The 22570-nt window shown below is 59.1% G+C and carries 24 protein-coding genes and 1 pseudogene; 13 read left to right on the top strand and 12 right to left on the bottom strand.

Going from position 1 to position 22570, the window contains the following annotated elements; translation table 11 throughout:
- Positions 1-119: 119 nt before the first annotated feature.
- Positions 120-1067, bottom strand: a complete 948-nt coding sequence (locus KG698_RS03080) for a DMT family transporter (protein ID WP_213684065.1) — start codon at positions 1065-1067, stop codon at positions 120-122.
- 188 nt (positions 1068-1255) lie between these two features.
- Here KG698_RS03080 and KG698_RS03075 point away from each other — a divergent pair, with 188 nt between their 5' ends.
- Both KG698_RS03075 and KG698_RS15405 read left to right on the top strand, forming a co-directional pair.
- Complete coding sequence (locus tag KG698_RS03075; protein ID WP_300982840.1) at positions 1256-2104, top strand: iron-containing alcohol dehydrogenase; 849 nt, start codon at positions 1256-1258, stop codon at positions 2102-2104.
- Positions 2104-2379 (top strand): iron-containing alcohol dehydrogenase, encoded by a 276-nt coding sequence (locus KG698_RS15405; RefSeq protein ID WP_300982839.1) that lies wholly within the window; start codon positions 2104-2106, stop codon positions 2377-2379. The genes KG698_RS03075 and KG698_RS15405 overlap by 1 nt, the downstream gene beginning before the upstream one ends.
- A 194-nt stretch (positions 2380-2573) precedes the next feature.
- Here KG698_RS15405 and dctP read toward each other — a convergent pair whose 3' ends face one another.
- Genes dctP through KG698_RS03045 form a run of 6 tightly spaced genes read right to left on the bottom strand, consistent with a single transcriptional unit; the run spans position 2574 to position 8157 of the window.
- A complete protein-coding gene (gene dctP, locus KG698_RS03070) occupies positions 2574-3632 on the bottom strand; it encodes a TRAP transporter substrate-binding protein DctP (RefSeq protein WP_213684064.1) in 1059 nt (352 codons plus the stop codon).
- A gap of 29 nt (positions 3633-3661) precedes the next feature.
- Positions 3662-4951: a TRAP transporter large permease gene (locus KG698_RS03065; protein WP_213684063.1), complete on the bottom strand. Its 1290-nt coding sequence runs from the start codon at positions 4949-4951 to the stop codon at positions 3662-3664.
- Between the two features lies 1 nt (position 4952).
- Positions 4953-5543, bottom strand: coding sequence for a TRAP transporter small permease (locus tag KG698_RS03060; protein ID WP_213684062.1), 591 nt, complete (start codon positions 5541-5543; stop codon positions 4953-4955).
- Positions 5544-5594: 51 nt separating this feature from the next.
- Positions 5595-6116 carry a flavin reductase family protein gene (locus tag KG698_RS03055; RefSeq protein WP_300982838.1) on the bottom strand — a complete coding sequence of 174 codons (522 nt, stop codon included), beginning with the start codon at positions 6114-6116 and terminating at the stop codon, positions 5595-5597.
- Positions 6113-7000, bottom strand: coding sequence for an aldo/keto reductase family oxidoreductase (locus KG698_RS03050; protein WP_213684061.1), 888 nt, complete (start codon positions 6998-7000; stop codon positions 6113-6115). Before KG698_RS03050 ends, KG698_RS03055 begins: the two co-directional genes overlap by 4 nt.
- Positions 7000-8157: an LLM class flavin-dependent oxidoreductase gene (locus tag KG698_RS03045; protein WP_213684060.1), complete on the bottom strand. Its 1158-nt coding sequence runs from the start codon at positions 8155-8157 to the stop codon at positions 7000-7002. The genes KG698_RS03050 and KG698_RS03045 overlap by 1 nt, the downstream gene beginning before the upstream one ends.
- A 105-nt stretch (positions 8158-8262) precedes the next feature.
- On the opposite strand from KG698_RS03045, the gene KG698_RS03040 reads away from it, so the two are divergent.
- From KG698_RS03040 to KG698_RS03030, 3 genes and pseudogenes are all read left to right on the top strand, one after another.
- Entirely contained in the window at positions 8263-8964 is a 702-nt protein-coding gene (locus tag KG698_RS03040; protein ID WP_367114022.1) for a GntR family transcriptional regulator, read from the top strand.
- Positions 8965-8971: 7 nt separating this feature from the next.
- On the top strand, positions 8972-10084 hold the full coding sequence (locus KG698_RS03035) for a Gfo/Idh/MocA family oxidoreductase (RefSeq protein ID WP_213684296.1): 1113 nt from the start codon (positions 8972-8974) through the stop codon (positions 10082-10084).
- A 112-nt stretch (positions 10085-10196) separates the two neighbouring features.
- A pseudogene (locus KG698_RS03030) lies at positions 10197-11215 on the top strand (YeiH family protein).
- Positions 11216-11380: 165 nt separating this feature from the next.
- Here the strand turns inward: KG698_RS03030 and KG698_RS03025 are convergent.
- Complete coding sequence (locus KG698_RS03025) at positions 11381-11977, bottom strand: VOC family protein (protein WP_213684059.1); 597 nt, start codon at positions 11975-11977, stop codon at positions 11381-11383.
- 313 nt (positions 11978-12290) lie between these two features.
- On the opposite strand from KG698_RS03025, the gene KG698_RS03020 reads away from it, so the two are divergent.
- From KG698_RS03020 to KG698_RS03010, 3 genes are all read left to right on the top strand, one after another.
- Positions 12291-13610: a UDP-glucose/GDP-mannose dehydrogenase family protein gene (locus tag KG698_RS03020; RefSeq protein ID WP_213684058.1), complete on the top strand. Its 1320-nt coding sequence runs from the start codon at positions 12291-12293 to the stop codon at positions 13608-13610.
- A gap of 177 nt (positions 13611-13787) precedes the next feature.
- Positions 13788-15113, top strand: coding sequence for a trigger factor (gene tig, locus KG698_RS03015; RefSeq protein ID WP_213684057.1), 1326 nt, complete (start codon positions 13788-13790; stop codon positions 15111-15113).
- A gap of 367 nt (positions 15114-15480) precedes the next feature.
- Complete coding sequence (locus tag KG698_RS03010; protein WP_213684056.1) at positions 15481-16878, top strand: hypothetical protein; 1398 nt, start codon at positions 15481-15483, stop codon at positions 16876-16878.
- A 718-nt stretch (positions 16879-17596) separates the two neighbouring features.
- On the opposite strand, the gene KG698_RS03005 is transcribed toward KG698_RS03010, so the two are convergent.
- From KG698_RS03005 to rpsF, 4 genes are all read right to left on the bottom strand, one after another.
- Positions 17597-17989, bottom strand: a complete 393-nt coding sequence (locus KG698_RS03005) for a hypothetical protein (RefSeq protein WP_213684055.1) — start codon at positions 17987-17989, stop codon at positions 17597-17599.
- 267 nt (positions 17990-18256) lie between these two features.
- Positions 18257-18850 carry a 50S ribosomal protein L9 gene (gene rplI, locus KG698_RS03000; protein ID WP_213684054.1) on the bottom strand — a complete coding sequence of 198 codons (594 nt, stop codon included), beginning with the start codon at positions 18848-18850 and terminating at the stop codon, positions 18257-18259.
- An 11-nt stretch (positions 18851-18861) separates the two neighbouring features.
- Positions 18862-19089, bottom strand: coding sequence for a 30S ribosomal protein S18 (gene rpsR, locus KG698_RS02995; protein WP_213684053.1), 228 nt, complete (start codon positions 19087-19089; stop codon positions 18862-18864).
- A 17-nt stretch (positions 19090-19106) separates the two neighbouring features.
- Positions 19107-19547: a 30S ribosomal protein S6 gene (gene rpsF / locus KG698_RS02990; RefSeq protein ID WP_213684052.1), complete on the bottom strand. Its 441-nt coding sequence runs from the start codon at positions 19545-19547 to the stop codon at positions 19107-19109.
- Positions 19548-19634: 87 nt separating this feature from the next.
- Between rpsF and KG698_RS15395 the strand changes: the two genes are divergently transcribed.
- The 5 genes from KG698_RS15395 to fabG all read left to right on the top strand — a co-directional run bounded on the left by KG698_RS15395 (position 19635) and on the right by fabG (position 22426).
- The gene (locus KG698_RS15395) at positions 19635-19757 is read left to right on the top strand and encodes a hypothetical protein (protein WP_300982834.1); all 123 of its coding nucleotides are present in this window, start codon (positions 19635-19637) and stop codon (positions 19755-19757) included.
- A gap of 84 nt (positions 19758-19841) precedes the next feature.
- Positions 19842-20024: a hypothetical protein gene (locus KG698_RS02985; protein WP_213684051.1), complete on the top strand. Its 183-nt coding sequence runs from the start codon at positions 19842-19844 to the stop codon at positions 20022-20024.
- Positions 20025-20159: 135 nt separating this feature from the next.
- Positions 20160-21104, top strand: a complete 945-nt coding sequence (fabD, locus tag KG698_RS02980) for an ACP S-malonyltransferase (RefSeq protein ID WP_213684050.1) — start codon at positions 20160-20162, stop codon at positions 21102-21104.
- Positions 21097-21669: a hypothetical protein gene (locus KG698_RS02975; RefSeq protein ID WP_213684049.1), complete on the top strand. Its 573-nt coding sequence runs from the start codon at positions 21097-21099 to the stop codon at positions 21667-21669. The genes fabD and KG698_RS02975 overlap by 8 nt, the downstream gene beginning before the upstream one ends.
- 19 nt (positions 21670-21688) lie before the next feature.
- Positions 21689-22426: a 3-oxoacyl-[acyl-carrier-protein] reductase gene (fabG, locus tag KG698_RS02970; protein ID WP_213684048.1), complete on the top strand. Its 738-nt coding sequence runs from the start codon at positions 21689-21691 to the stop codon at positions 22424-22426.
- The last annotated feature ends 144 nt before the right edge of the window (positions 22427-22570 follow it).

Here is a 22570-nt window from a genome sequence, read left to right as displayed (position 1 = left end):
GGGTGGGATGCCGGCACCCGCACCTCAACAGATGCGGGGGAGATGCCGCCCCAACCTGTGCCATCGGCGCAGTTTGCGCCGCGAGCGAAGGTTTTACCGGTCTGTGACCGTGATCGTTTCTAGATCGGCGGGAGGACGTTTGGCATGTGTGACCGTCGCGCCGTTACCCGTTCGCGGTGGATCATGTATAGCCCCGCTGCGATGATGATCGCGATGCCCGCCAAACTCAGCGTGTTGGGGAAATCTTGGAACACCAGATAGCCCATCAAGGTCGCCATCGGCAGTTCAAGATATTGCATCGGTGCCAATGTGGCCGAGGGTGCCAGCGACAGCGCATAGGTCATCATCATATGGCTCAGGGCTGCGAAAAACCCGACGCCAAAAAGCCAGAGCCATGCGATATCCTGCGGCCAAACCGGGTCGAGCATCATAGAGCCCGTGCCATTGGCCAGCATCAGCACCGGCAGGCAGATGAGGCTTGCGAGCAGGCCGGTATGGAATTGCAGCGTGACGGGATGAACCCGACGGGACAATCCGCGCGTCACAAGAATATAGAGCGCAAATGACACCGCCGTGCCCAAGGGAAACAGCGACAGCGCGCCAAAGGCTGCAAAGCTCGGCTGAATCACGAAGAGAACACCGACAAAACCCACCATAGCCGCCCCAACCCGGCGAGGGCCGACATCTTCGCCCAGATAATATTTGCCAATCAACAGCACGATGAATGGGGCGATGAAGGCGATGGCCAGCGCATCGGCCAACGGCATAACGCGAATGGCCGCGACGAAACAAAAGGTCGAGACAAGCAAGAATACGGCGCGCAAGACCAGCGCCAGCATTTGCGCCCGCGCGACCCGCAAGGTCAGCCCCATGATCCACATGATCGGTGCCATCAAAAGGCATTGCACGAGAAAGCGGGCGGCGGTGATTTGGCCGACCGGCACGCTGCTTGACGCAAGCTTGGCTGCCACATCTAACAAGGGGGCTGTCACGCAAAACCCCAGCATCAGCACCACACCGGTCAAGATGCGGTCGGTCGATGGGGTTTCGGCATGCGCGCTTGTCATGCACCTCGCATACGATGACGCCCAAGACGCGTCTATCGATTTCCGAATGGGCCCAACAAAGCGATCCGTTGCGATGGCAGCGCATGACAGGTTGGGCGGATTTGCCCGCCAAGCTGACGATTCCGGAAGCATCGCGATCAAAAATATGGCTCAGTAGGTCACAATCCACGCGAGAAGGGTCGGGACGAATGAGCGTCATCACTTATCTGACTGATATTGAGTTTGCCGCAGGCGCGATTGCGCAAGTGGCCGCACGGCTTGAGCGGCTGGGGGTGAAGCGGCCTTTGCTGGTCTCTGATCGCGGGGTGCTTGCGGCCGGTCTGGTGGATCGCATCTTGCCCTATTTGCCCAAAGACACGGCCCAGTTTTTCGATGTCCCCTCGAACCCGACGGAAGAGGCCACGCTGCAAGCCGTCGGTCTTTACAAGGCGTCGGGATGTGACGGTGTCGTGGCGCTGGGCGGGGGCTCGCCCATCGATTTGGCAAAAGCAGTGGCGCTTTTGGCAACCCATGGCGGACCGCTGGCGCGCTTTGCCTTGATCGAAGGGGGGCTGCCCTTGATCACGGCCGCTGTTGCGCCGGTGATTGCGATACCGACCACAGCAGGCACCGGGTCCGAGGTGGGGCGCGCCGCGCTGATCACTTTGGCCGATGGCCGGAAATTGGGCATCGTCAGCCCGTATCTTATCCCCAAGGCCGCGATTTGTGACCCCGAGCTCACCTTGGGCATGCCGCCCGCACTGACCGCCGCCACAGCGCTGGATGCGCTCTCGCATTGTCTGGAAACTTATCTATCGCCACGCGACAATCCCCCGGCAGAAGCGATTGCGCTTGATGGGGCGGCGCGGATTTGGGCGAATGTGATCCCTGCCTTTGAAGACGGCGCGAACCTTGCCGCGCGCCATGGCTTGATGATGGGCTCCTTGCAGGGCGGATTGACCTTCCAAAAGGGTCTGGGCGGGGTTCATGCGCTGTCGCATGCCTTGGGCGGGCTGAAATCCCCAATCTGCACCATGGGACACTTAACGCCATTTTGATGCCTGCGGTGATGCGGATGAACCGTTCTGCCGCGCCCGAGAAATTTGCCCGGATCGAACGTGCCCTTGATCTGGGGCAGGGCGAATTGGAAGACGCGCTTGATGCGCGTAACCGCCGCCTTGGTATTCCCGTGGGCCTCAAGACATTGGGCCTGCGCGAGGATCAATTTGATGTCGTCATTCAGGGTGCTTTGGCAGATCACAGCCATCCGACAAACCCCGCGTCTTTGAACGGGGAGGACTATCGCCGTTTGCTGCAATCTACCTTTGTCTGACCGAGATGCGTGACTTGGGCTTCTTGCTTGAACGCAGGGGCGCTCAAGATGATCGGTGTGGCGCATGCTCTGGCGAGGGGCATGCTGATAACCACGACGATGCATTCATGGTCAGTGGATCGAGATGATCCTCGCAGCGCAAAAAAAAGCGCCACGACGAGCGTGGCGCTTTTCGATCGTGTGATCAGACGCGATCAGTTCATATCCGCGATGCGGGCGGCTTCGATGGCCTCTGCCGCAGCGGCGGCATGGGCGCTGAAGCTGTCCAGAACCTCGGGCCCTTGGCGGACATTCGCGCGGAACCAATCAAAGGCAGGTGCCGCGGCTTCCATGAACATGGTGCGCTGCGCTTCGGTGGGCACATAGATCTCGCCGCCGGCGGCGCGGAAGGCCTCATAGGCGGCGATTTCCTTGCGCTTGGGGCTTGCGAATGTGGCCTGTTGCAGGGCTGCAAAGCCGTCGATCACGATGCGCTTATGTTCATCGGACATGCCAAGGAAGCGCTCGTTATTCATGAACCAGAACGCGCCCATGTAGCTGTGGTTGTCGAGCGTGAGGTATTTCAGCCCGGCATCGGTGAACCGCATGTTCATGATGTCGGTGATACCGTTTGCGGTGCCTTCCACGACGCCGGTTTGCAGCGAGGTGAACAACTCGGGCCATGCAATCGGCGTGGGGGCCGCGCCAAGCGCTGTTGCCAATGTCTGCGGCAGATCGGCGGGAACGGTCCGCATCCGCAGGCCTGCCAGATCGGCGGGCGTTTCGATGCGGCGCTGGGTGTTTGCGTAGCTGCGCCAGCCGCCGGTGTTGCCGACCGTCATCAAACGGATGAGCCCGTCGCTATCTTCCAGCATCAGTTCGCGCATTTCGTGAACGAAGGGGCCGGACAGAACATGCTCGGCCACGCGGTCATCGCTCATCAGATAGGGCAGGTCGAGCACCTGAATATAGGGGAAAAGACCGGCCGCACCGCCCGAGGTCGACACGAAAATGTCGATTGAACCGTCTGCAACGCCTGCCAAGCATTCATCGCCTTTGGTGCAAAGCTGGGTGCCGATGAACAGTTCGACACCGATCGCGCCGTTCGAAGCGTTTTCGACAAAGTTCTTGAATACGACGAGACCGTCATAATCCTCGTCTTGATCGTTCGAGGTCGCGGTTGCGCGCAGCATAATCTCTTGCGCGAAAGCCGTTGTCACCGGTGCGACCAACATTGTCGCGAGCAACATCGACTTGAGGGTTGTCTTCAACATCTTGGTTTTCCTCCCTTTGGATATGAAGATCATTGAACAAACCCGAACAGACGCGGGATCGTGAGCGTCAGTGCGGGGATGTAGGTGAGTAGAAAAATTACGACGATCTGAACCGCCAGAAACGGCAAGATCGCCTTGGACAACGTTTCCAGCCTGAGGCCGGAAACGGATGAGGTGACAAACAGCACCAGCCCCATGGGCGGCGTCAAAAGGCCGACGGTCAGGTTGACTGCCATGATGATGGCAAAATGCACCGGATCGACGCCCAGTTCGATGAAGATCGGCCCAAGGATCGGCCCAAGGATGATAATCGCGGGGCCCGCATCCAAGAACATGCCGACAAGGAACAAGAGCAGGTTGATCAAGAACAACAAGATCAACACATTATCCGAAAGGGACAAGATAATGCTGGCCATCTGTTCCGGGGTGCGCGCCATTGCGGCCACGGTCTTGAAGGCCATCGCAGCGCCGACCAAAAGCAGCACCACCGCCGAGGTAATGCCCGCGCGCATCAGCACATCGGGGATATCCGACAGCTTGAGCGTGCGCATGATGAACAGCGACACGATGAAAGCATAGCCCACCGCCACGGCCGCGGCTTCGGTGGGTGTCATCACGCCGCCAAGGATGCCGCCCAGAATGATCACCGGGGTCATCAGCGGCCAAAAGGCGCGCAGGCTTGCCTGTCCGCGTTGGCCCCAGCTTGCACGCTTTGTGGCGGCCGGAAGCTCGTATCGGTCAGCCAGCAGTGACAGGGCAATCATCAGGCCGACCGCCATCATGATGCCCGGAATGATGCCCGCCAGAAACAGCGCGGCCACGCTTTCACCCATGACATAGGCATAGATGATCATGATGCCCGAGGGCGGGATGATCGGGCCAATGATCGAGCTTGCTGCCGTGATCGCCGCCGCAAAGCGCTTTTTGTAGCCGTTCTTTTCCATCGCGGGGATCAGCATGGACCCAAGCGCCGACACATCCGCCACAGCCGAACCCGACATGCCCGCAAACAGCATCGATGACAGCACATTCACATGCGCAAGCCCGCCGCGCAGATGGCCGACAAGCGCTTGGCTGAACTCGACCAGCCGCATGGTGATGCCGCCACGGTTCATCAATTCGCCCGCCAGCATGAAGAACGGGATCGCCATCAGCGGGAAGCTGTCCATCCCGTTATAGACATTGCGATACAGGAGCGTGATGTCGCGCTCCATCCCTGCGCCCCAAAGCAAGATGCCCGGTGCAGCCAGCAGGGCGAAAAACACCGGCAGGCCAAGAAAGAGGAAGATCAGAAAGACCGGGAGGAAAAAGCTCAGCATGTCATTCTGACCCCAGCACGACTTGATCGGAAATGGGCGGCAGATCGCCCGCACGACCAAAGAGCGCGATCACTTCGCGCAGGATCAATTCAAACGTCACCATGACCAGCGCACCAATGCCCACAAGCATCGACATCATCTGCCAAGATTTCGGCACCTTGTGCCATGTCGACAGATCCCAGCTGGTCGGCACATTCAGGCTGTCGGTGCCAAAGCGACCGGCAAGCCCAGACACTTCGCGCAGACCGATTTGCCATGCTTTCCACAACACGATCAGCGCCAAGGCAAAAAGCGTCAATGTCAGAAGATGCCGCAAGAGGCGGGGCAACAAGGCGACCATAAGATCAATCGCCACGAACCCGCCGCGGCGGTAGGCTGTCCCGATCATCAAACCTGCGGACCAGAGCATCAAAAAGCGCGCAGCCTCTTCCGGCCATGGCAGGCCAAGGCCGATCACATAGCGGAAAAACACCTGTGTCAGGATGACGATGACCATCAACAGAATGCAAAACGCCCCGAGCCAGCGGCCGATTGTCAGCGCGCCGGCATTGACCAATGCCACAAGCTTGGACAGGGCGATGAGCGCCTGCATGCGTGTCTCTCCTCCCTTTATCGCCCCTCTCCCAAAGGGCGTGTCTTTGGCCTAGCCCAGTGGGTTGAAGCCGCCGTATTGTCCCTGATGAAACACCAAGGCCGCGCCGCCGCGATGGGTGGCGCGCAAAACTTCACCGACAATGATCATGTGATCGCCGCCGTCATGCGTGGCATGTTGGCGACATTCGAACCGTGCCACGGCCTGATCCAGCACCGGCACCCCCTCGGCATTGCGCGAAAATGCCAGCCCCGCAAAACCTGCGCCATCGCGGGCGAAACGATCTAACAGCCCAAAATCGTCACGCGACAGCACATGGATCGCGTAATGGGTGGCTGCGATGTAATGGCCAAAGCGGCGCGAGGATTTGGCAGGTGACCACAGCACGAGTGCCGGGTCCAGCGAGACGGCCGCAAAGCTATTGGCGGCAAAGCCCATCGGCCCATCCGTGCTTTCGATGGTGATGAGCGTGACGCCCGTGGCAAAGCAGCCCAAGGCATCACGCAAGGCACGCTGCGTGTCTGGGCCGGGGATGATTTCGACAGGGTGCATTTGCCCGCCATCGTCCATCATGCGACCTCGCGCCCCAAGGCGAGCGTGTAAAGCTCGTACCATGTTTGACGGTCCATCGGCACGCGCAGCACGTCAGAAATACGCGCGATGCGGTCAAGGTTGTTGGTGCCGAGAACTGGCAAGATGCCCGCCGGATGATGCAAAAGCCACGCGATGGCCACGGCACTCCAATCTGTATCCGCCGCCGCCCCCAGCGCGTCGAGTTTTTCGCGCAGCGCGCCGGCCCCGGCCATTTTGCCGCCGGCCAAGGGGCTCCATGCCATGGGGGCAATCCTGTGCTGGTGCAAATGCGCGAGATCGCCATTCACCAAGGCTTCATGTGCCATCAAGCTCAACTCGATCTGGTTACAGGTCAGCGGCGCGTCCATCCGCGATTGCAACAGGTCGGTATCCCAAGGGCGGAAATTCGACACGCCCACCGCGCGCACTTTGCCAGAATCAACCAGCCGGTCCAGTGCTGCACCGGTTTCATCGGGGTTGATCAGCGGGTCGGGCCGATGGATCAGCAACAGGTCGATCCAGTCGGTCGCCATCGCCTTTAGGCTGGCCTCGACCGAGGCGGTGATATGGGCGCTTGATGTGTCATAATATTTGACGCGCGCGCCCGCGTGACGCCCAACCGGGGCCACGATATCGCATTTGGTCACGATCTCGATCTGGTCGCGCAGCCCGGGTGCGGCCCGCAAAGCGTCACCCAAGATGTCTTCGGCGGTATAGCCGCCATAGATATCGGCCTGATCCATGGTGGTGATACCTTGCGCAAGGCAGGCTTCGACCTTTGCTTGCACATGGGCAGGCGAAGTGTCGGCGTCATCGCCAAGCCGCCACATGCCATAGACAATGCGCGACAGCGACAGATCGGGGGTCAGGTCAGAGCGGTCCATCAGCGGCGCGGTCCATTTCCAAGAGGTGTTGCAGGGGTATCCGTTGGCACGCGGCCATAGATATGGGGCAGCGAGACGGTTTGCAGATGCGGCATGACCTTGGCCCCGAAAATCTCGGCCTCGTCATGATGGGGATAGCCCGAGAAGATAAAGGCGCGGATACCCATCTTGCGGTAATCTTCGATCTTGCTGAGCACCTGATCGACAGAGCCCACAAGTGCTGCGCCACAGCCAGAGCGCGCGCGTCCGATGCCAGTCCAAAGATTGGGTTCGACATAGCCGAATTTATCGGCCAGCTCGCGTGCGCGCGCTTGATGGGCCACGCCGAGGCTGATGCTGTCATGGGCGCGCTCGCGGATGAGTTTGCCATATTCATCGTCAAGCTTGCTGGCGATGTGTTCCGCGTAATCGCGGGCCTCGGCTTCGGTATCGCGCACGATCATATGCACCCGAAGGCCGTAATCGAGCGTACGGCCATGGGCGGCGGCGCGGGCATGCACGTCGCGCATGCGTTGGGCTAGAACTTCGCGCGGCTCGGGCCACATGAGATAGACGTCGCATTGCGCGCCGCACAGCTCGAGCGCATCGGGGCTATAGCCGCCGAAGTACAAAAGCGGTCCGCCGTTTTGTTGATAGGGGCGGGCGGGATCGGCGCTTAGCTTGCTGATCTGATAGATGTCGCCATCATATGCGATCTCGTCGCGCGTCCATGCCTGTCGCAGGATTTCGACCACCTCGTGGCTGCGCTTGTAGCGAAAGGCGCTGTCGGCCACTTCGCCGGGGAAGTCGCTGGAAATGACATTCAGCGTCAGCCGCCCCTTGAGCATGTGATCAAGCGTGGCCACCGTGCGCGCAAGCATCACGGGCTGCATCTCGCCACAGCGGATGGCGGCAAGGAAATTGATCTTGTCGGTGATCGGCGCGCACCCCGCCACGAAAGACAGCGTGTCTTGGCCGACCTGATAGCTTGAGGGACATAAGATGTTGCGAAAGCCGTTGCGCTCGGCCGTTTTGACGATGCTGGAACAATGCTCCCAACTTGAGCGAAGCTGCCCGTCCGGCACGCCCAGAAATTGGTAATCATCCGAGCAAAGCGCTGCGAACCAGCTGACCTCTGCGCCGTTCAAATCGGCCGATGTGACTGGCACGATGGTCATTGAAATCTTGCTCTCCGTGTCGCTTTTGCAATTGCGTAGCACCCGGATTTTTGTAAATCAATAGCATATCAATTTTGCGATCCTAGCTGTCCAGGGGAGGGGGCTGTGGATAAACTCGGCGCTCTGCCGCTGCATATGCAGATCACAGAACTCATCATTCGCGACATCGCGGCGGGCCGCCTTGTGGATGGCGAAAGGCTCGCGCCTGAACGCGATATGGCTGAAAGTTTCGGTATCGCGGTAAGCACATTGCGCAAGGCGCTCGCCTCGCTTCAGGAGAAGGGATTGTTGGAGCGGGTGCAGGGATCGGGTAACTATATCCGCACCAAGGCAGACACCGGTTCGGTCTATGCATTCTTGCGCTTGGAACTGGTCGAGGGTGGCGGTCTGCCACAGGCGCGTGTGCTGGCGGTGGACCTTTTGCCCAAGAACCCGGCACTCCCCTATTTCGGCCCACATACGCATGGCCACCGTATTCGCCGCTTGCGTTTCTTGTCGGGCACGATCGCGGCAGCGGAAGAAATCTGGCTTGATGCAAGTTATGCCGTGCGCCTATCGGCCGAAGAACTCTCTGAGTCGCTGTATTATTTCTATGCCAGAAACCTGAACCTGCGCATTGCGCGTGCCGAGGACCGTGTGGGGCTGGGGCCATTGCCCGATTGGGTGCCACGCGATTTTCCACATGCCGCTGGCACCCAGCTGCCGATGGTCACCCGTGTCAGCTATGGCTATGAGAATGCCCCCGTCGAAGCCTCGTGGACTTGGTACGACCCCGACCGCGTGCGCTACACCGTCAGACTGAAGTAAGGACAAGATCTTGGATAAGATACGATACGGCATCATCGGTTGCGGCATGATGGGGCAAGAGCATCTGCGCAACCTTGCGCTGATCGACGGGGCCGAAGTGGCCGCGATTTTCGAACCTGATGCTGCAATGCGCGCGCGCGCTGCAGCACTTGTGCCGGATGCGCAATTCATGCCCTCCATCGCCGCGCTTTTGGCATGTCCGGGTTTGGATGCCCTGCTGATCGCCAGCCCAAATTACCTACATGTGCCCCAAATCCGCGAGATCGCAGCCACGCGCCCTTTGCCGATTTTGGTTGAAAAGCCTGTCTTCACCGACCCTGCCGATTTTGCCGTGCTGTCCACGCTCGATTATCCGGCGCCGATCTGGGTGGCGATGGAATATCGCTATATGCCCCCCGTGGCCGCGTTGATCGAACAAGCGCAAGCGGTGACCGGCGGCATCAAGATGCTGACAATCCGCGAGCATCGCTTTCCCTTTCTTGAGAAAGTCGGGGATTGGAACCGATTCAACAGCAAGACCGGCGGCACGCTGGTGGAAAAATGCTGCCACTTCTTCGACCTGATGCGGGTGATCTTGCAAGATAACCCGGTGCGCATCATGGCCTCGGGCGGGCAAGATGTGAACCACCGCGACGAGCGCTATGATGGCCAACCCTCTGATATCTGGGACAATGCCTATGTGATCGTCGATTTCGCGCGGGGCGCACGCGCGATGCTGGAATTGTGCATGTTCGCCGAGGGTGCGCGCTATCAAGAAGAAATCACCGCCGTAGGGCCAGATGCGCGCATCGAGTGCCTTGTGCCGGGTCCGGGCCGGTTCTGGCCCGAACATCTTGGCGCGCCGCCGGTGCCGCAGTTGATTGTCAGCCCGCGCAGCCCAAAGGGGCCGCATTTGATCGAGGTGCCGGTTGACCCCACCTTGTTGGCGGCGGGCGATCATAACGGATCAACCTTTTATCAACATGATCGCTTTGCCAATGTCGTGCGGGGGCAGGGCCATGTCGAGGTTGGGCTGAACGATGGTCTGTGGGCGGTCCAGATGGGTCTTGCCGCGCAGCAAGCGGCCCAAACAGGGCAGGCCGTCAGGCTGGATGAACAAGGTCGGATAATGTCGGCCTGATAATCCATGCGGCTTTGCCAGCCTCACGCCGGGCCAATCTCTGTCACAAAAGGATCTTGCCATCCATGCCGCGTTTTGCGCCCCATCACTGCTTTCGCCGCCAAGCAGACCCATGCCGTCGCTAGCCCGCCTGCATGCAAAAGCCGCGATGTTTCTACCCGGCGCGATGTTGGCGGCCACCATTGCGGCAGCGGCGGCTTTTCTTGCCTCTCATTACGGCGCACCAGCGATGCTTTTTGCGCTGTTGTTGGGCATGGCCTTCAACTTTCTATACCAAGATGGCACTTGCCGCGCGGGCGTTGATTTTGCCGCGAAGTTCATTCTGCGGCTAGGTGTTGGGTTATTGGGCATGCGGATCGTGCTGGATGATCTGGCGCAGATCGGCGTTCTGGGCGCCTGTGTCTTGATTGGCTTGATCGCGCTTACCATCACCACGGGCTTTCTGGCCGCGCCGCTTTTTGGTCGGAAATGGCGTTTTGCGCTGCTGACGGGGGTGCTGTGGCGATCTGTGGCGCATCGGCGGCCCTTGCGATTGCCGCCGTGATCCCGGCCAATGACAAATCCGAGGGAAATACGCTTTTCACCGTTATTGCGGTCACGGCTTTGTCGACCATCGCCATGGTCATCTATCCTTTGCTGTTCCAAGCGCTTAGTTTCTCGGATTTGCAGCAAGGCTTTTTGATCGGCGCCACGATCCATGATGTGGCGCAGGTGGTCGGCGCAGGGTTTTCGGTCTCTGACCAAGCGGGCGAGATCGCGACCGTCACCAAGCTGTTTCGCGTGGCGATGTTGCCGCTGGTGCTTATTACGATCGTCTTGGTGCTGCGCGCCACGGGGCTGAATTCTGGCCAAGGCAAGATCGCCCTTGTGCCGTGGTTCATGGCGCTGTTTCTGGCGCTGGTCGCCTTGGGTAGCCTTGTGGATTTGCCGCAAGATGTGGTCGCACAGGTGAATACGGTGTCGCGCGCCTGCCTGATCACGGCGATTGCTGCGCTGGGGATCAAGACCTCGCTCAAGTCATTGACCGCTGTGGGCGCGGGCCATCTGGCGATTGTCGTGATTGAAACCCTAGCCTTGCTGGGCCTTGCGATTGCCGCAATGCTTTGGCTTGACCTGCTTTCGCAGCCTTAAGCCAATCCGTAGCTTGGCAGCCAATCGCGCGCCGGAACTTGTCGCCGCGATAGGCTTGCTGTTACTGAGCTGCCGCCTACCGCGAAAGGCCAATCTGGATATGTCTTGACTGCGCAACCGATCTTTATTCCGCGTCAGCGGCGAATGTCGTTCAGCGTTTTGCTCCTAGTATCCGTGTTTGGCGCTGCGATCTTCAGACAGTGAGTTTTGGCTGCGGGTCACGAGGGTTTCGATGGCATCGGCAAGATGGGTGCGGTCGATATGGTGGTCGCCGCGCGCGACGCGGATTTTGTGGGCCTCGAGCAGCACATCTGCGTGGCGCATGCCTTCGGGTGGTGCGAAGCGATAAGATGCAAGCTCGATCCTGAGGCCCAAGGGATCGCGGAAATAGAGCGAATCCATAAAGCCGCGATCCACAGGCCCCGAATGTCGCACGCCGCGCGCATCGAGGCGTTGAGCGATTTGCGAAAAGGTCGCTTGGCTGACATTGAAGGCAAGGTGATGCAGCCCGCCCACCGCTTCGGGCACCGGCGCGGCATCGGGGGTGCGGTTTTCATTGGTGAAGACAGTGATCAGCCGCCCATCGCCCGGATCGAAATACAGATGCCCCTCTTTGGGATCGTCGAGATTTGGTTGATCGAAGATGAAGGGCATGCCCAGCACACCTTCCCAAAAATCGATGCTGCTTTGGCGGTCCGCACCGATCAGGGTGATGTGATGCACGCCTTGGGTCTGGATCTTGCGCGGCTGCGTATCGGTCATGGGTGTTCCTCCTGAAGATGATTGGAAACTAGCGCACAATGGCATCAAGGTCTCGTGCGATGGCGCACATGACCTGTGGTTTAACCCGGCGATGTGTTGCGTGCGGTCAATGGCGTGGCAGCGCGCCACTTTTAGCTTTGCCGCACAGGGGTGTCATATCGGCACAACAAGAGAGAGGTCATCCGCGCGCAAGCTGGGTTTGGCGCAAGGGTGACATTGCGCAATTGATTGCGTACGCCTGCTTGATCCCTTGCCGCCTTTGGGCGACACCGGGGCAGTGGCGGCGCGCCATGACAAGGACAGGGTATTTTCCATGCGTATTACGATGATCGGCACGGGCTATGTTGGCCTTGTCTCGGGTGTGTGTTTCTCGGATTTCGGGCATGATGTGATCTGCGTCGATAAAGACCCGGGCAAGATCGAGAAACTCAATCGTGGCGAGGTGCCGATTTTCGAGCCGGGGCTTGATCAGCTGATGGCGCGCAATGTGGAGGCGGGGCGGCTTTCCTTCACCACCGATCTGGCGACTGCGGTTGATGGGGCGGAGGCGATCTTTATCGCGGTCGGCACGCCCACGCGGCGCGGCGATGGGCATGCCGATCTGAGCTATGTGATGGCGGCGGCCGAAGATGTGGCGCGCGCGCTGACCGGCTATGCAGTGATCGTGACCAAATCGACGGTGCCGGTGGGCACCAACCGTAAGGTCAAACAGGTCATGGCCAAGGCGCGGCCTGATGCGGAATTCGACGTCGCCTCGAACCCCGAGTTCCTACGCGAGGGGGCGGCGATTGATGATTTCATGAAGCCTGACCGGGTTGTGATCGGCGTCCAGACCGAGCGCGCGGCTGAGGTGCTGGCCGAGATTTACCGCCCGTTGTTCTTGCGCGATTTCCCGATTGTCACCACCGATCTGGAATCGGCCGAGATGATCAAATACGCGGCCAATGCGTTTCTGGCGACCAAGATCACCTTCATCAACGAGATCGCCGCGCTGTGTGAACGGGTGGGCGCGGATGTGAAGGAAGTCTCCAAGGGCATGGGGCTGGACGGGCGCATCGGCAACAAGTTCCTGCATGCAGGCCCCGGTTATGGCGGGTCATGTTTTCCAAAGGACACGCAAGCGCTTGCGCGGATTGGTCAAGAACATGCCGTGCCCCAAAGCATCGTGGAGACGGTGATCCGGGTGAATGATGGGATCAAGCACCGTATGATCGAAAAGCTGCGAGATCTGTGCGACGGCTCGTTCAACGGCAAGACCATCGCGGTGCTTGGCGTGACCTTTAAGCCCAACACCGACGATATGCGCGATGCCCCGAGCCTGACCATTGTGCCGGCGCTGGTGGGCGGTGGCGCCAAGGTGCGGGTGGTCGATCCGCAAGGGCGGCGCGAGGGCGAGGGGCTGTTGCCCGGCGTGGTCTGGCACGATGATCCCTACAAGGCGGCGCAGAATGCCGATCTGGTCGTCATCTTGACCGAGTGGAATGAGTTTCGGGCGCTCGACCTGAAGAAGCTGGCCAAGAAGATGGCAAGCCCGCATATGGCCGATCTGCGCAATATCTATAGCCCGCGTGATGCGAAACGGGCCGGTTTTGCGCGCTATGATTGTATTGGGCGGGCGAGCATCATCGGATAGCGACCTGACTTGGCTATGCGTGCCGTGTCCGATGCGCGCAAACAGGGCAGGGCGGGCCGGATTGGGCTTGCAGTGCCCCGCTGCCAACCCTAGAAGAGCGCAAATTTCTTGACGCCATTGGGCTGTCCTGGGTTGCATGCTGCGGCCCGGTCCGGCCCCGACTTTCGTGAGGATGCGATGCAAATCACCGAGACCTTGGCCGAGGGCCTCAAGCGCGAATACCAGATCACCATCACCGGTGCCGATCTTGAGGCGAAGGTGAACGAAAAGCTGGTCGAAGCGCAGCCCGAGATCGCCATGAAGGGCTTTCGTAAGGGCAAGGTGCCTATGGCGCTTTTGAAAAAGCAGTTTGGCCCGCGCATCTTGGGCGAAGCCATGCAAGAGGCTGTCGACGGCGCGATGCAAGAGCATCTGGAACAAAGCGGCGATCGCCCGGCGATGCAGCCCGATGTCAAGATGACCAACGAGAATTGGAAAGAGGGCGATGATATTATCGTCTCGCTCTCGTATGAAAAGCTGCCCGAGATCCCTGCGGTCGATTTCAAGGCCCTCAAGATCGAAAAGCTGGTCGCCAAGCCCGGTGATGCGGAAATCGACGAGGCGCTGAACAATCTTGCCGCCAGCGCGCAGAATTTCGAAACCAAGAAGGGCAAGGCCGCCGATGGCGATCAAGCCGTGATCGATTTCGTGGGCAAGCTTGATGGCGAGCCCTTTGAAGGTGGCGCGGCCGAGGATTACCCGCTGGTCTTGGGATCAGGGTCGTTCATCCCCGGCTTCGAAGAGCAGTTGCTTGGTGCCAAGGCGGGTGACGAGAAATCCGTCAACGTGACTTTCCCGGCTGAATATGGTGCCGCGCATCTTGCCGGTAAGGATGTCGTCTTCGACGTCACCGTCAAAGAAGTCAAAAAGCCCGTTCCCGCAACGGTCGATGACGAATTGGCCAAGAAATACGGGGCCGAAAGCCTTGAGGCGCTGAAGGGCCAGATCAGCGAGCGTATGGGCGTCGAATATGCCGGTGCTGCGCGTCAGGTTCTTAAGCGCAAGCTGCTTGATCAGCTTGATGCACAGGTTTCCGTCGATCTGCCGTCCAGCTTGGTTGCGGCCGAGGCTGGTCAAATCGCCCATCAGCTGTGGCATGAAGAAAACCCCGATGTGCATGGCCATGATCACCCCGAGATCACGCCAAGCGATGAGCATCAGAAGCTGGCCGCGCGCCGTGTGAAGCTGGGCTTGCTGTTGGCCGAGCTGGGCCAGAAGAACGCGGTGACCGTTTCGGACGCCGAGATGACGCAGGCCATCATGATGCAGGCCCGCCAGTATCCCGGCCAGGAGCGTGCCTTCTTTGAATTCATCCAGCAAAATCAGGCCGCTCAGCAGCAACTCCGCGCGCCGCTGTTCGAGGATAAGGTCATCGACTTCATCGTCGAGTTGGCCGATGTCAGCGAAAAGACCGTGACCAAGGATGAGCTGAAGGCAGCCGTCGACGCGCTGGAAGTGGAATAAATCACGCCGGTTTTGATCGGATTGGTGGAATAGGGCGGCCGCAGGGTCGCCCTTTTTCGTTGCGGACCGGATGCCGCCACGAATTCACCTAGCGTCAATTCAGAGGGCAGCGTAATCTTGATGGGTCAAGCGTGATCGGCGTTTGTGGCCCGCGCGGCGTGTCGTGGACCAAACAGCCCGGTCAGCGGTGAATGAATTGGCCCCATGTCCGTGCTGATATGGGGCGGGATCAAGAGGGACGGCAAATGAGAGTTGTGGCACTAGGTTTGATCGGTGTTTTGAGCGCAGGAACGGCTGCTTGGGCCTGTCCCGATGTTGGGCTATCGGCAGAGGTGGTGGGTTATGATGCGGCACATCATTGGCGCAGGTGCAGACACGCGCACTGACCGCGGGTGGCGCGCATGCGCTGCAAGGCTGCGATATGGCGGCACTCGGATTTGGTCGGTTTGGTGCAGCCCCCGATCATTCCTTTGTCGTTTCTGATCAAACCACAGATGATGTTGTTTTGGCCGTGACCTCGGATTGCGACGCGAGCTTGCTGGTTCATGGTGCCGATGGGCGCTGGCGGTTCAATGATGATGGCAATGGCAATCTGGACCCGCGATTGACGCTTGCCGCAGGTGCAGCCTTGGACGGGACGGTTGATGTTTGGGTCGGGAGCCTGAACGACGACGGTTGCCCAGCGACGTTGCAGATCGCGCAAGCGGCGGTCGCTGCACCGATCACGCCGTTTTCACGCGGCCCCATTTCAGCTGTGCCGCTGGGTGCGGTTGATCCATCTGCGCTACAGCCCGTGCAAGCGCAGGCACCGATGCCTGCGCCCTTGCCGATGCCCGCGCCGATGCCAGCACCGATCCCTGTGCCTGTGCCTGTGCCGATACCCGCACCGGTACCTGCACCTGTTCCGGCTGCGATTTGTCCGAACCCCAATTTGGTTGGGCCATCCTTGACGGTGACAGGGCCGCAACTCGTGGCACCGCAAGCCTATGTCGCGCAGATCGGCGGCAACCATAGTATCGATGGCTGCCCCGGCATTACTGGTTATGGCATGGCCTATGAAGCGCCAAGCTTTACCTTGTACATGTCGCAAATGGATGGCTACCAGTTCACCGCCGAGACGGCATCGGATTGCGATCCCACGATGATCATGCGCGATGCCTATGGGCAGTGGCATTTCAATGATGACGGTCCCAACGGGGTGCAGCCGCAGATTGTCTTGAACGGCGCGCAGTTGAATGGGCGTGTCGATATCTGGGTTGGCAGTTTTTCTGGCGCCGCTTGCCAAGGTACAGTCGTGTTTCGCTCGGCGGTCGGCATGGCACCAAGCGCCCCTGCGATGGGGATGCAAGGCTGCCCCAATCCGGGCTTGCAAGGCGTGCCTGTTACGACCACCGGGGCGAACCTGTTTACCCCGACCGATTTCTATGTCGCCGCTGGCGGTACGCAAGATGTGAGCCAGTGCGGCCTGCCGATTTTTGCCTCGGGCTTTTTTGCGGCCCAGCCGAACCTGACTTTCTTCCTGTCGGGGATGCAGGATTACGCAAGGTTGGAGATACAGGGGCAATCGACCTGCGATACCGTGTTTCTCGTCCGCACCCCGGATGGAAGCTGGTATTTCGATGATGACAGCAATGGCAACATGAACCCGATGCTGGATCTTTATAATACCGGGATGCTCAACGGACGGTTGGATATTTGGATGGGTACCTATGATGGCAACAGCAATTGCCAGGCTACGGTCGAAATGGAGACTTGGGCCAACTGACATCTTGTGTGCGTGGCCTGATGGGCCGAGAACAACTGGAAGTCGGTTGAAATAATGGAGGTCTTGCGTGGCAAGTTTCGAAAAGGAAGCAGGCCACGCAATTTCTCACCGGTTATCTCATTAACTTATCGTAGAAAAAGATTTCAATGGATAGTGGCGGATCTACATCGCCCTATTTTTCTTCTTTATATCTGAAAAGCGTCACGAGTAATGCCAAAATAAGAAACGGCCTTGTGAAATAAAAGGTCAAAAGGATTGGCGTTTGTTCAAAGTTGTAATGCATGTAAAAAAGCAGGGTCTGATCAATTGTCGCATTCAAGAGATACATCAGCATAAGCACGACGAAGAAGCGGAAATAGAAACTAAAGTAGATAAGCGATGTTCAATCCCGCCAGTAGCCAAAGTGATGCATATGCTCTTGCATTCAGTACAGCGATATATCCATCGGTGAAAATACTTTTGTCGATCAGGTCGACAAACATCCGCGACATGAGAAAAAATATACAAATAAAGCTTAGTGAGTATAAGTTCACAAAATGGAATGAGAAATATAAAAGATTTTGTCTGCGTTGATAGGCGCCGAATTTGTACCGATTGCCCATCAAACATCTGAAGAAATGCATGATATTCTTCATCATTTAGCTTCTTGTTCATGCGGTTCATGATCCGTTTTTGAGTCGCATGTTCAACTCAAAGCACATCCACAGGAGGCCAATTATCAGCAAATGGCCTTAGGGTGACAAACAATACTCACCATAGCTGATTGAGGGCGTTGCATGATCTCATAAAGCACTAAAACATCGTCGATATAAATGATGACCACCCAAGCCGTGATGCCTACCATGAAATAGAAAAGGCGGCGTAGGGACGTAAAGAGTAGTATTGGGAAAACAACCAGTATTATGCTGACAAAGATCAATCGCACCACGCTGAGGTGAAAAGCTGCGCGCTCTCCCACTGCACCTATTGCATCAAGATGGCTGTAGTCAGAAGAAAGAAATGACACGATGGCCATTACCCCAATGAGGTAACCTAGCGCAGTGGCTAGCCAAAATACGATTGATAGCTTTGGCGTATTTTCCCAAATGCGGACTGCTAGATTTTCCAGCATGTTCGGGTATCCAGCGAATTTCCAGACTGCTTATTTTATAGGCGTGACGCCCTTCTTTGAGGCATTATCTTGCATCATTGCCGCAAGAACGCAATGATTTTCTCTTTTGCTAGCCTTTTCTATCAGGCCAGATCCGGCACCATCGCTCAGCATGCCCTACTGTGAGCGCTGTGCCGTGCGCTAGGGTTAGGTGTTGTTTCAGCTGTCCGGGACGAAAAAGGCCGCATCCCAAGGGGATACGGCCTAAGATCTTTGTTTGGCGTTCGCTTAGTTGTCGTTGCTCGATCCGCCCTCGTCGTCGAGTTGCGCACCACCCAGATCGTCGAAGAGTTCGGCGATCTCGAATTCAGCGGCGGCTTCTTCCTCGGCGGCAAGTTCTTGGATCGTTTTGCCCGATGCCTGAAGCTCTGCCTCTTCGGTGGAACGTGCGACGTTGAGCACGATCTCGAGCGTCACTTCGGGGTGCAGCACGACGCGGACGGCGTGCAGGCCCAGATCCTTGATCGGGCGCAGCAATTGCACCTGATTGCGATCGACCGTCACGCCAGAAGCGGTTGCCGCATCTGCCGCGTCACGGGTGGTGACGGAGCCGTAAAGCGCGCCTGCGTCAGATGCCGAGCGGATGATGATGAACTGCTGGCCGTCAAGACGGGCGGCAAGCTGTTCAGCTTCTTTACGGGTCTCGAGGTTGCGGGCTTCGAGTTGGGCTTTTTTCGCTTCGAAAGCGGCGCGGTTGGCGTCATTGGCCCGCATCGCTTTTTTCTGCGGCAACAGATAGTTGCGCGCGTAACCATCCTTGACGGTCACGACTTCGCCCATCTGGCCAAGCTTGGCCACGCGTTCGAGTAGGATGACTTGCATCGTCTGTCTCCTTACTTGACGGCGTAGGGCAGCAGGGCGAGGAACCGGGCGCGCTTGATCGCTTGCGCGAGCTTACGCTGGTTCTTTGCACTGACTGCGGTGATGCGGGACGGGACGATCTTGCCACGCTCGGAGATGTAGCGCTGAAGCAGGCGCACATCTTTGTAATCGATGCTGGGTGCGCCTTCGCCCTCGAAAGGGTCGGACTTACGGCGACGGAAAAACGGTTTAGATGCCATGATCTCTTTCCTTCCTCTCAGCGACGGTCGCCGCGATCACCGCGGTCGCCACGATCACCACGGTCGCCACGATCACCACGATCACCACGATCACCGCGGTCGCCGCGATCACCACGGTCGCCGCGATCACGGTCATCACGCTTTTGCATCTGCGCCGACGGACCCTCTTCATGGGCTTCCACCTTGACGGTCATGACGCGCATCACGTCTTCATGCAGGCGCATCAGGCGTTCCATTTCCTGCACGGCGGCCGAGGGCGCATCGGTGCGGAAATAGGCATAGTGACCCTTGCGGTTCTTGTTGATCTTGTAGGCCATCGTCTTGAGACCCCAGTATTCGGTCTCGACGACATTGCCGCCATTGTCCTTGAGGACGGTGCCGAAATGCTCAACCAGCCCTTCAGCCTGCGTGCCGGAGAGATCCTGGCGCGCAATCATCACATGCTCATAGAGAGGCATGGAAACTCCAGTTCTGTTGCGAGCGTCTTTCAAAGGCCGGGGTGTCACATCTCCGCCCCCCGGACCACGAGGGAGAACGCCGTTCATATGACATGTGGCGAAGATGTGCCGCGCTTACACCGCGTGAGCCGGGCTGGCAAGCCCTTGTGGCGGCGCACCGCGCAAGCCGGGTTGGGCGATTGCCTTAATTTCACCAATTCTGACGGGTAGAGCGGGGGCGAGTGATTCTGTTTGGAGCCGTCGATTGGCGGGTGTGTTGCAATGCGCAGATCGATATCAAAGACGCAGCCCTTGATGCTGGCGTTTCTTCGCGCCGAAGATGGGGCGGTGACGGTTGATTGGGTGGTGGTTTGCGCGGCGGCCACTGGCTTGGCCATTGCGACGCTGGAGTTGGGGCAATCCGGGCTCAGCGTTTATAGTGAAAATGTCCGCGACGAGGTACAGGCACCCTATTTCCACACGAGCTGGACGCAATAAACCGCCTGTCTTTTTTAGTGTCCTCGAGGGTGCATCTTGCGCCATGGCGTCGGAACGCCAAAAATCCCAAGCTGCGCGTTGCGCCTTGGTCTTGGTTGCGCTAGCCCATGAGGCCAGCAAAACGAGGGGTCGCGCATGACACGAGCTTTTCTCTTTCCCGGCCAAGGGGCGCAAACCATCGGCATGGGGCGCGATCTGGCCATGGCATATCCGCAAGCGCGTGCGGTTTTTGACGCGGTTGATGATGCCTTGGGAGAGAAGCTTTCGGCGCTGATCTGGGAGGGCGAGCAGGATCAGTTGACGCTGACGCGCAATGCACAACCTGCGCTGATGGCGACATCCATGGCGGTGATGGCGGCTTTGGAGGCAGAGGGCGTGACGGTCACGGCGGCGGCTTTCGTGGCGGGCCATAGCCTTGGGGAATATGCGGCACTGGCGGCGGCGGGTGCTTTGGAGCTTGGCGATGCAGCGCGGCTTTTGCGGTTGCGCGGGGAGGCGATGCAGGCAGCGGTGCCTGCAGGCCAAGGGGCGATGGCGGCGATCTTGGGCTTGGATTTCGACGCCGTGGCCGCGATTGCCGCAGAGGCGGCGCAAGATCAGGTTTGCGCGGCGGCCAATGACAATGACCCGGCGCAAGTGGTCATCTCTGGCCATGAGGCGGCTGTCCTGCGCGCGGTCGAGATCGCGAAGGAAAAAGGTGCCAAGCGCGCCTTGTTGCTGCCGGTCTCGGCACCGTTTCATTGTGCCTTGATGGCACCGGCGGCCGATGCGATGGCGGAAGCCTTGGCCGAAGTAGATTTGCGCGCGCCATTAGTGCCCTTGGTGGGCAATATCACGGCTTGCGCGGGCAGTGACCCGGCCGAGATCAGGGCGCGGTTGATCGAACAGGTCACGGGGCGGGTTCGCTGGCGCGAAAGCATCGGCTGGATGGCCCAAAACGGCGTTACCGAGACATGGGAGATCGGCGCAGGCAAGGCGCTGAGTGGGATGGTCAAGCGGATTGCGCGCGAGGTTGAAACGCGCAGTATCGGCACCGCCGATGAGGTGCGCGCCGCTGCCGAAAGCCTGCGCGATGGGTAAGCGGCTTGCGATCATAGCTGCGGTTGTGTTGGCCTTTGTCTTGGGGGGTGCGGCATTGATCCAGCTTGCCGGATCGGGTGCCACAGCCTTTCGGCTGGAGGGGCAGGTGTTGCATCTGTCGGGGCCGGTGAATGGGGCGGCGGCTGACAAGTTGCAGCGGATGATGGAAGAAAACCCCCAGATCGCGGCAATTGCCTTGGGTGATATGCCGGGGGCCGATGATGTGGTTTGGGCCGCGCAGATGGCCGGGCTGATCCGGTCGGCGGGGTTGCACACGCAGATCGAAGGAGCGGTCGTTAATGACGCGATCTTGCTTTTCTTGGGCGGGGCAGAGCGCAGGCGCGCGGGTGGCGCGCTGGTCTTGCAATCCGACGCCTTGCAGCAGCGCAACGGTGTGAGCGTGGATCGCAGTATCGCCGCCGATGCCGATCGTCAGCGTTTGGTCGCGAGCATGTTGGGCGGCACACAATTTGCCGATTTCATGCGACAGATGCGGGCGACGCGTGATGAATACTTGCTGACCGACGCGGATCTAGCGCGCTTTGGTCTTTTGACAGCGAATTGAAGGGCGGAGAGGGGCAAACATGTTTGATCTGACAGGAAAATCGGCATTGGTAACGGGTGCCTCGGGCGGGATCGGTGCGGCGATTGCCCGTTGCTTGCATGGTGCGGGGGCGAGTGTGACCTTGTCGGGCACACGGCTGGCCCCGTTGGAGGCGCTGGCCAGTGAGTTAGGCGCGCGGACGCATGTCTTGACCTGTAATCTGGGCGATGCCGCCGAGGTCGAGGCTTTGCCCAAGCAAGCAATTGAGGCGATGGGCGCTGTCGATATCTTGGTCAATAATGCGGGGATCACGCGCGATAACCTGTTCATGCGGATGTCGGATGAAGAATGGGCCGAGGTGATCGAGGTAAACTTGACCTCGACCATGCGGCTGTGCCGGGGGGTGTTGCGCGGCATGATGAAGGCGCGCTGGGGCCGCATCGTGAATATCTCATCGGTGGTGGGCGCGACGGGTAATCCGGGGCAGGGGAACTATGCCGCCTCGAAGGCGGGGATGGTGGGCATGTCGAAAAGCCTTGCCTATGAGGTTGCCAGCCGGGGCATCACGGTGAACTGCATCGCGCCCGGATTCATCGAAACCGCGATGACCGATAAGCTGAACGAGGATCAAAAGGGCAAGATCTTGGCTCAGATCCCGTCGGGGCGCATGGGCCATGCCGATGAGATCGCAGCGGCAGCGCTGTATCTGGCCAGTGCCGAGGCGGGTTACGTGACGGGGACCACTTTGCATGTGAATGGCGGCATGGCGATGGTGTAACGGATCAAGCCGCGATGACGCTAAGGCAGTTGCCTTCGTTTTGTACTATGCTATAGGCGGCGCAGATTTGTCGGGGAGGCGAGCGTTTCCGACAGGCAAGGGCGTGGCCTGTACGGGCGCCCCATGAGCGGCCCGAGAGGCACA

It is taken from the genome of Roseicyclus sp., assembly GCF_018402035.1.
In the GTDB taxonomy this organism is placed as follows: domain Bacteria; phylum Pseudomonadota; class Alphaproteobacteria; order Rhodobacterales; family Rhodobacteraceae; genus Roseicyclus.
The sequence above is the reverse complement of the archived record's forward strand: the minus strand, read 5'-3'. Positions and strand labels throughout refer to the sequence as shown.

Bases quoted from the DNA above. Each gene is read 5' to 3' on its own strand.
- rpsF (WP_213684052.1), bottom strand. From the start codon at position 19,547: ATGCCTCTCTATGAGCATGTGATGATTGCGCGCCAGGATCTCTCCGGC.
- dctP (WP_213684064.1), bottom strand. From the start codon at position 3,632: ATGTTGAAGACAACCCTCAAGTCGATGTTGCTCGCGACAATGTTGGTC.
- KG698_RS03080 (WP_213684065.1), bottom strand. From the start codon at position 1,067: ATGACAAGCGCGCATGCCGAAACCCCATCGACCGACCGCATCTTGACC.
- KG698_RS03050 (WP_213684061.1), bottom strand. From the start codon at position 7,000: ATGGACCGCTCTGACCTGACCCCCGATCTGTCGCTGTCGCGCATTGTC.
- fabG (WP_213684048.1), top strand. From the start codon at position 21,689: ATGTTTGATCTGACAGGAAAATCGGCATTGGTAACGGGTGCCTCGGGC.
- rplI (WP_213684054.1), bottom strand. From the start codon at position 18,850: ATGCAAGTCATCCTACTCGAACGCGTGGCCAAGCTTGGCCAGATGGGC.
- KG698_RS03075 (WP_300982840.1), top strand. From the start codon at position 1,256: ATGAGCGTCATCACTTATCTGACTGATATTGAGTTTGCCGCAGGCGCG.
- KG698_RS03045 (WP_213684060.1), bottom strand. From the start codon at position 8,157: ATGACCATCGTGCCAGTCACATCGGCCGATTTGAACGGCGCAGAGGTC.
- KG698_RS03005 (WP_213684055.1), bottom strand. From the start codon at position 17,989: ATGCTGGAAAATCTAGCAGTCCGCATTTGGGAAAATACGCCAAAGCTA.
- KG698_RS03065 (WP_213684063.1), bottom strand. From the start codon at position 4,951: ATGCTGAGCTTTTTCCTCCCGGTCTTTCTGATCTTCCTCTTTCTTGGC.
- KG698_RS03060 (WP_213684062.1), bottom strand. From the start codon at position 5,543: ATGCAGGCGCTCATCGCCCTGTCCAAGCTTGTGGCATTGGTCAATGCC.
- tig (WP_213684057.1), top strand. From the start codon at position 13,788: ATGCAAATCACCGAGACCTTGGCCGAGGGCCTCAAGCGCGAATACCAG.
- fabD (WP_213684050.1), top strand. From the start codon at position 20,160: ATGACACGAGCTTTTCTCTTTCCCGGCCAAGGGGCGCAAACCATCGGC.
- KG698_RS03020 (WP_213684058.1), top strand. From the start codon at position 12,291: ATGCGTATTACGATGATCGGCACGGGCTATGTTGGCCTTGTCTCGGGT.
- rpsR (WP_213684053.1), bottom strand. From the start codon at position 19,089: ATGGCATCTAAACCGTTTTTCCGTCGCCGTAAGTCCGACCCTTTCGAG.
- KG698_RS15405 (WP_300982839.1), top strand. From the start codon at position 2,104: ATGCCTGCGGTGATGCGGATGAACCGTTCTGCCGCGCCCGAGAAATTT.
- KG698_RS02975 (WP_213684049.1), top strand. From the start codon at position 21,097: ATGGGTAAGCGGCTTGCGATCATAGCTGCGGTTGTGTTGGCCTTTGTC.
- KG698_RS15395 (WP_300982834.1), top strand. From the start codon at position 19,635: ATGACATGTGGCGAAGATGTGCCGCGCTTACACCGCGTGAGCCGGGCT.
- KG698_RS03025 (WP_213684059.1), bottom strand. From the start codon at position 11,977: ATGACCGATACGCAGCCGCGCAAGATCCAGACCCAAGGCGTGCATCAC.
- KG698_RS02985 (WP_213684051.1), top strand. From the start codon at position 19,842: ATGCTGGCGTTTCTTCGCGCCGAAGATGGGGCGGTGACGGTTGATTGG.
- KG698_RS03055 (WP_300982838.1), bottom strand. From the start codon at position 6,116: ATGATGGACGATGGCGGGCAAATGCACCCTGTCGAAATCATCCCCGGC.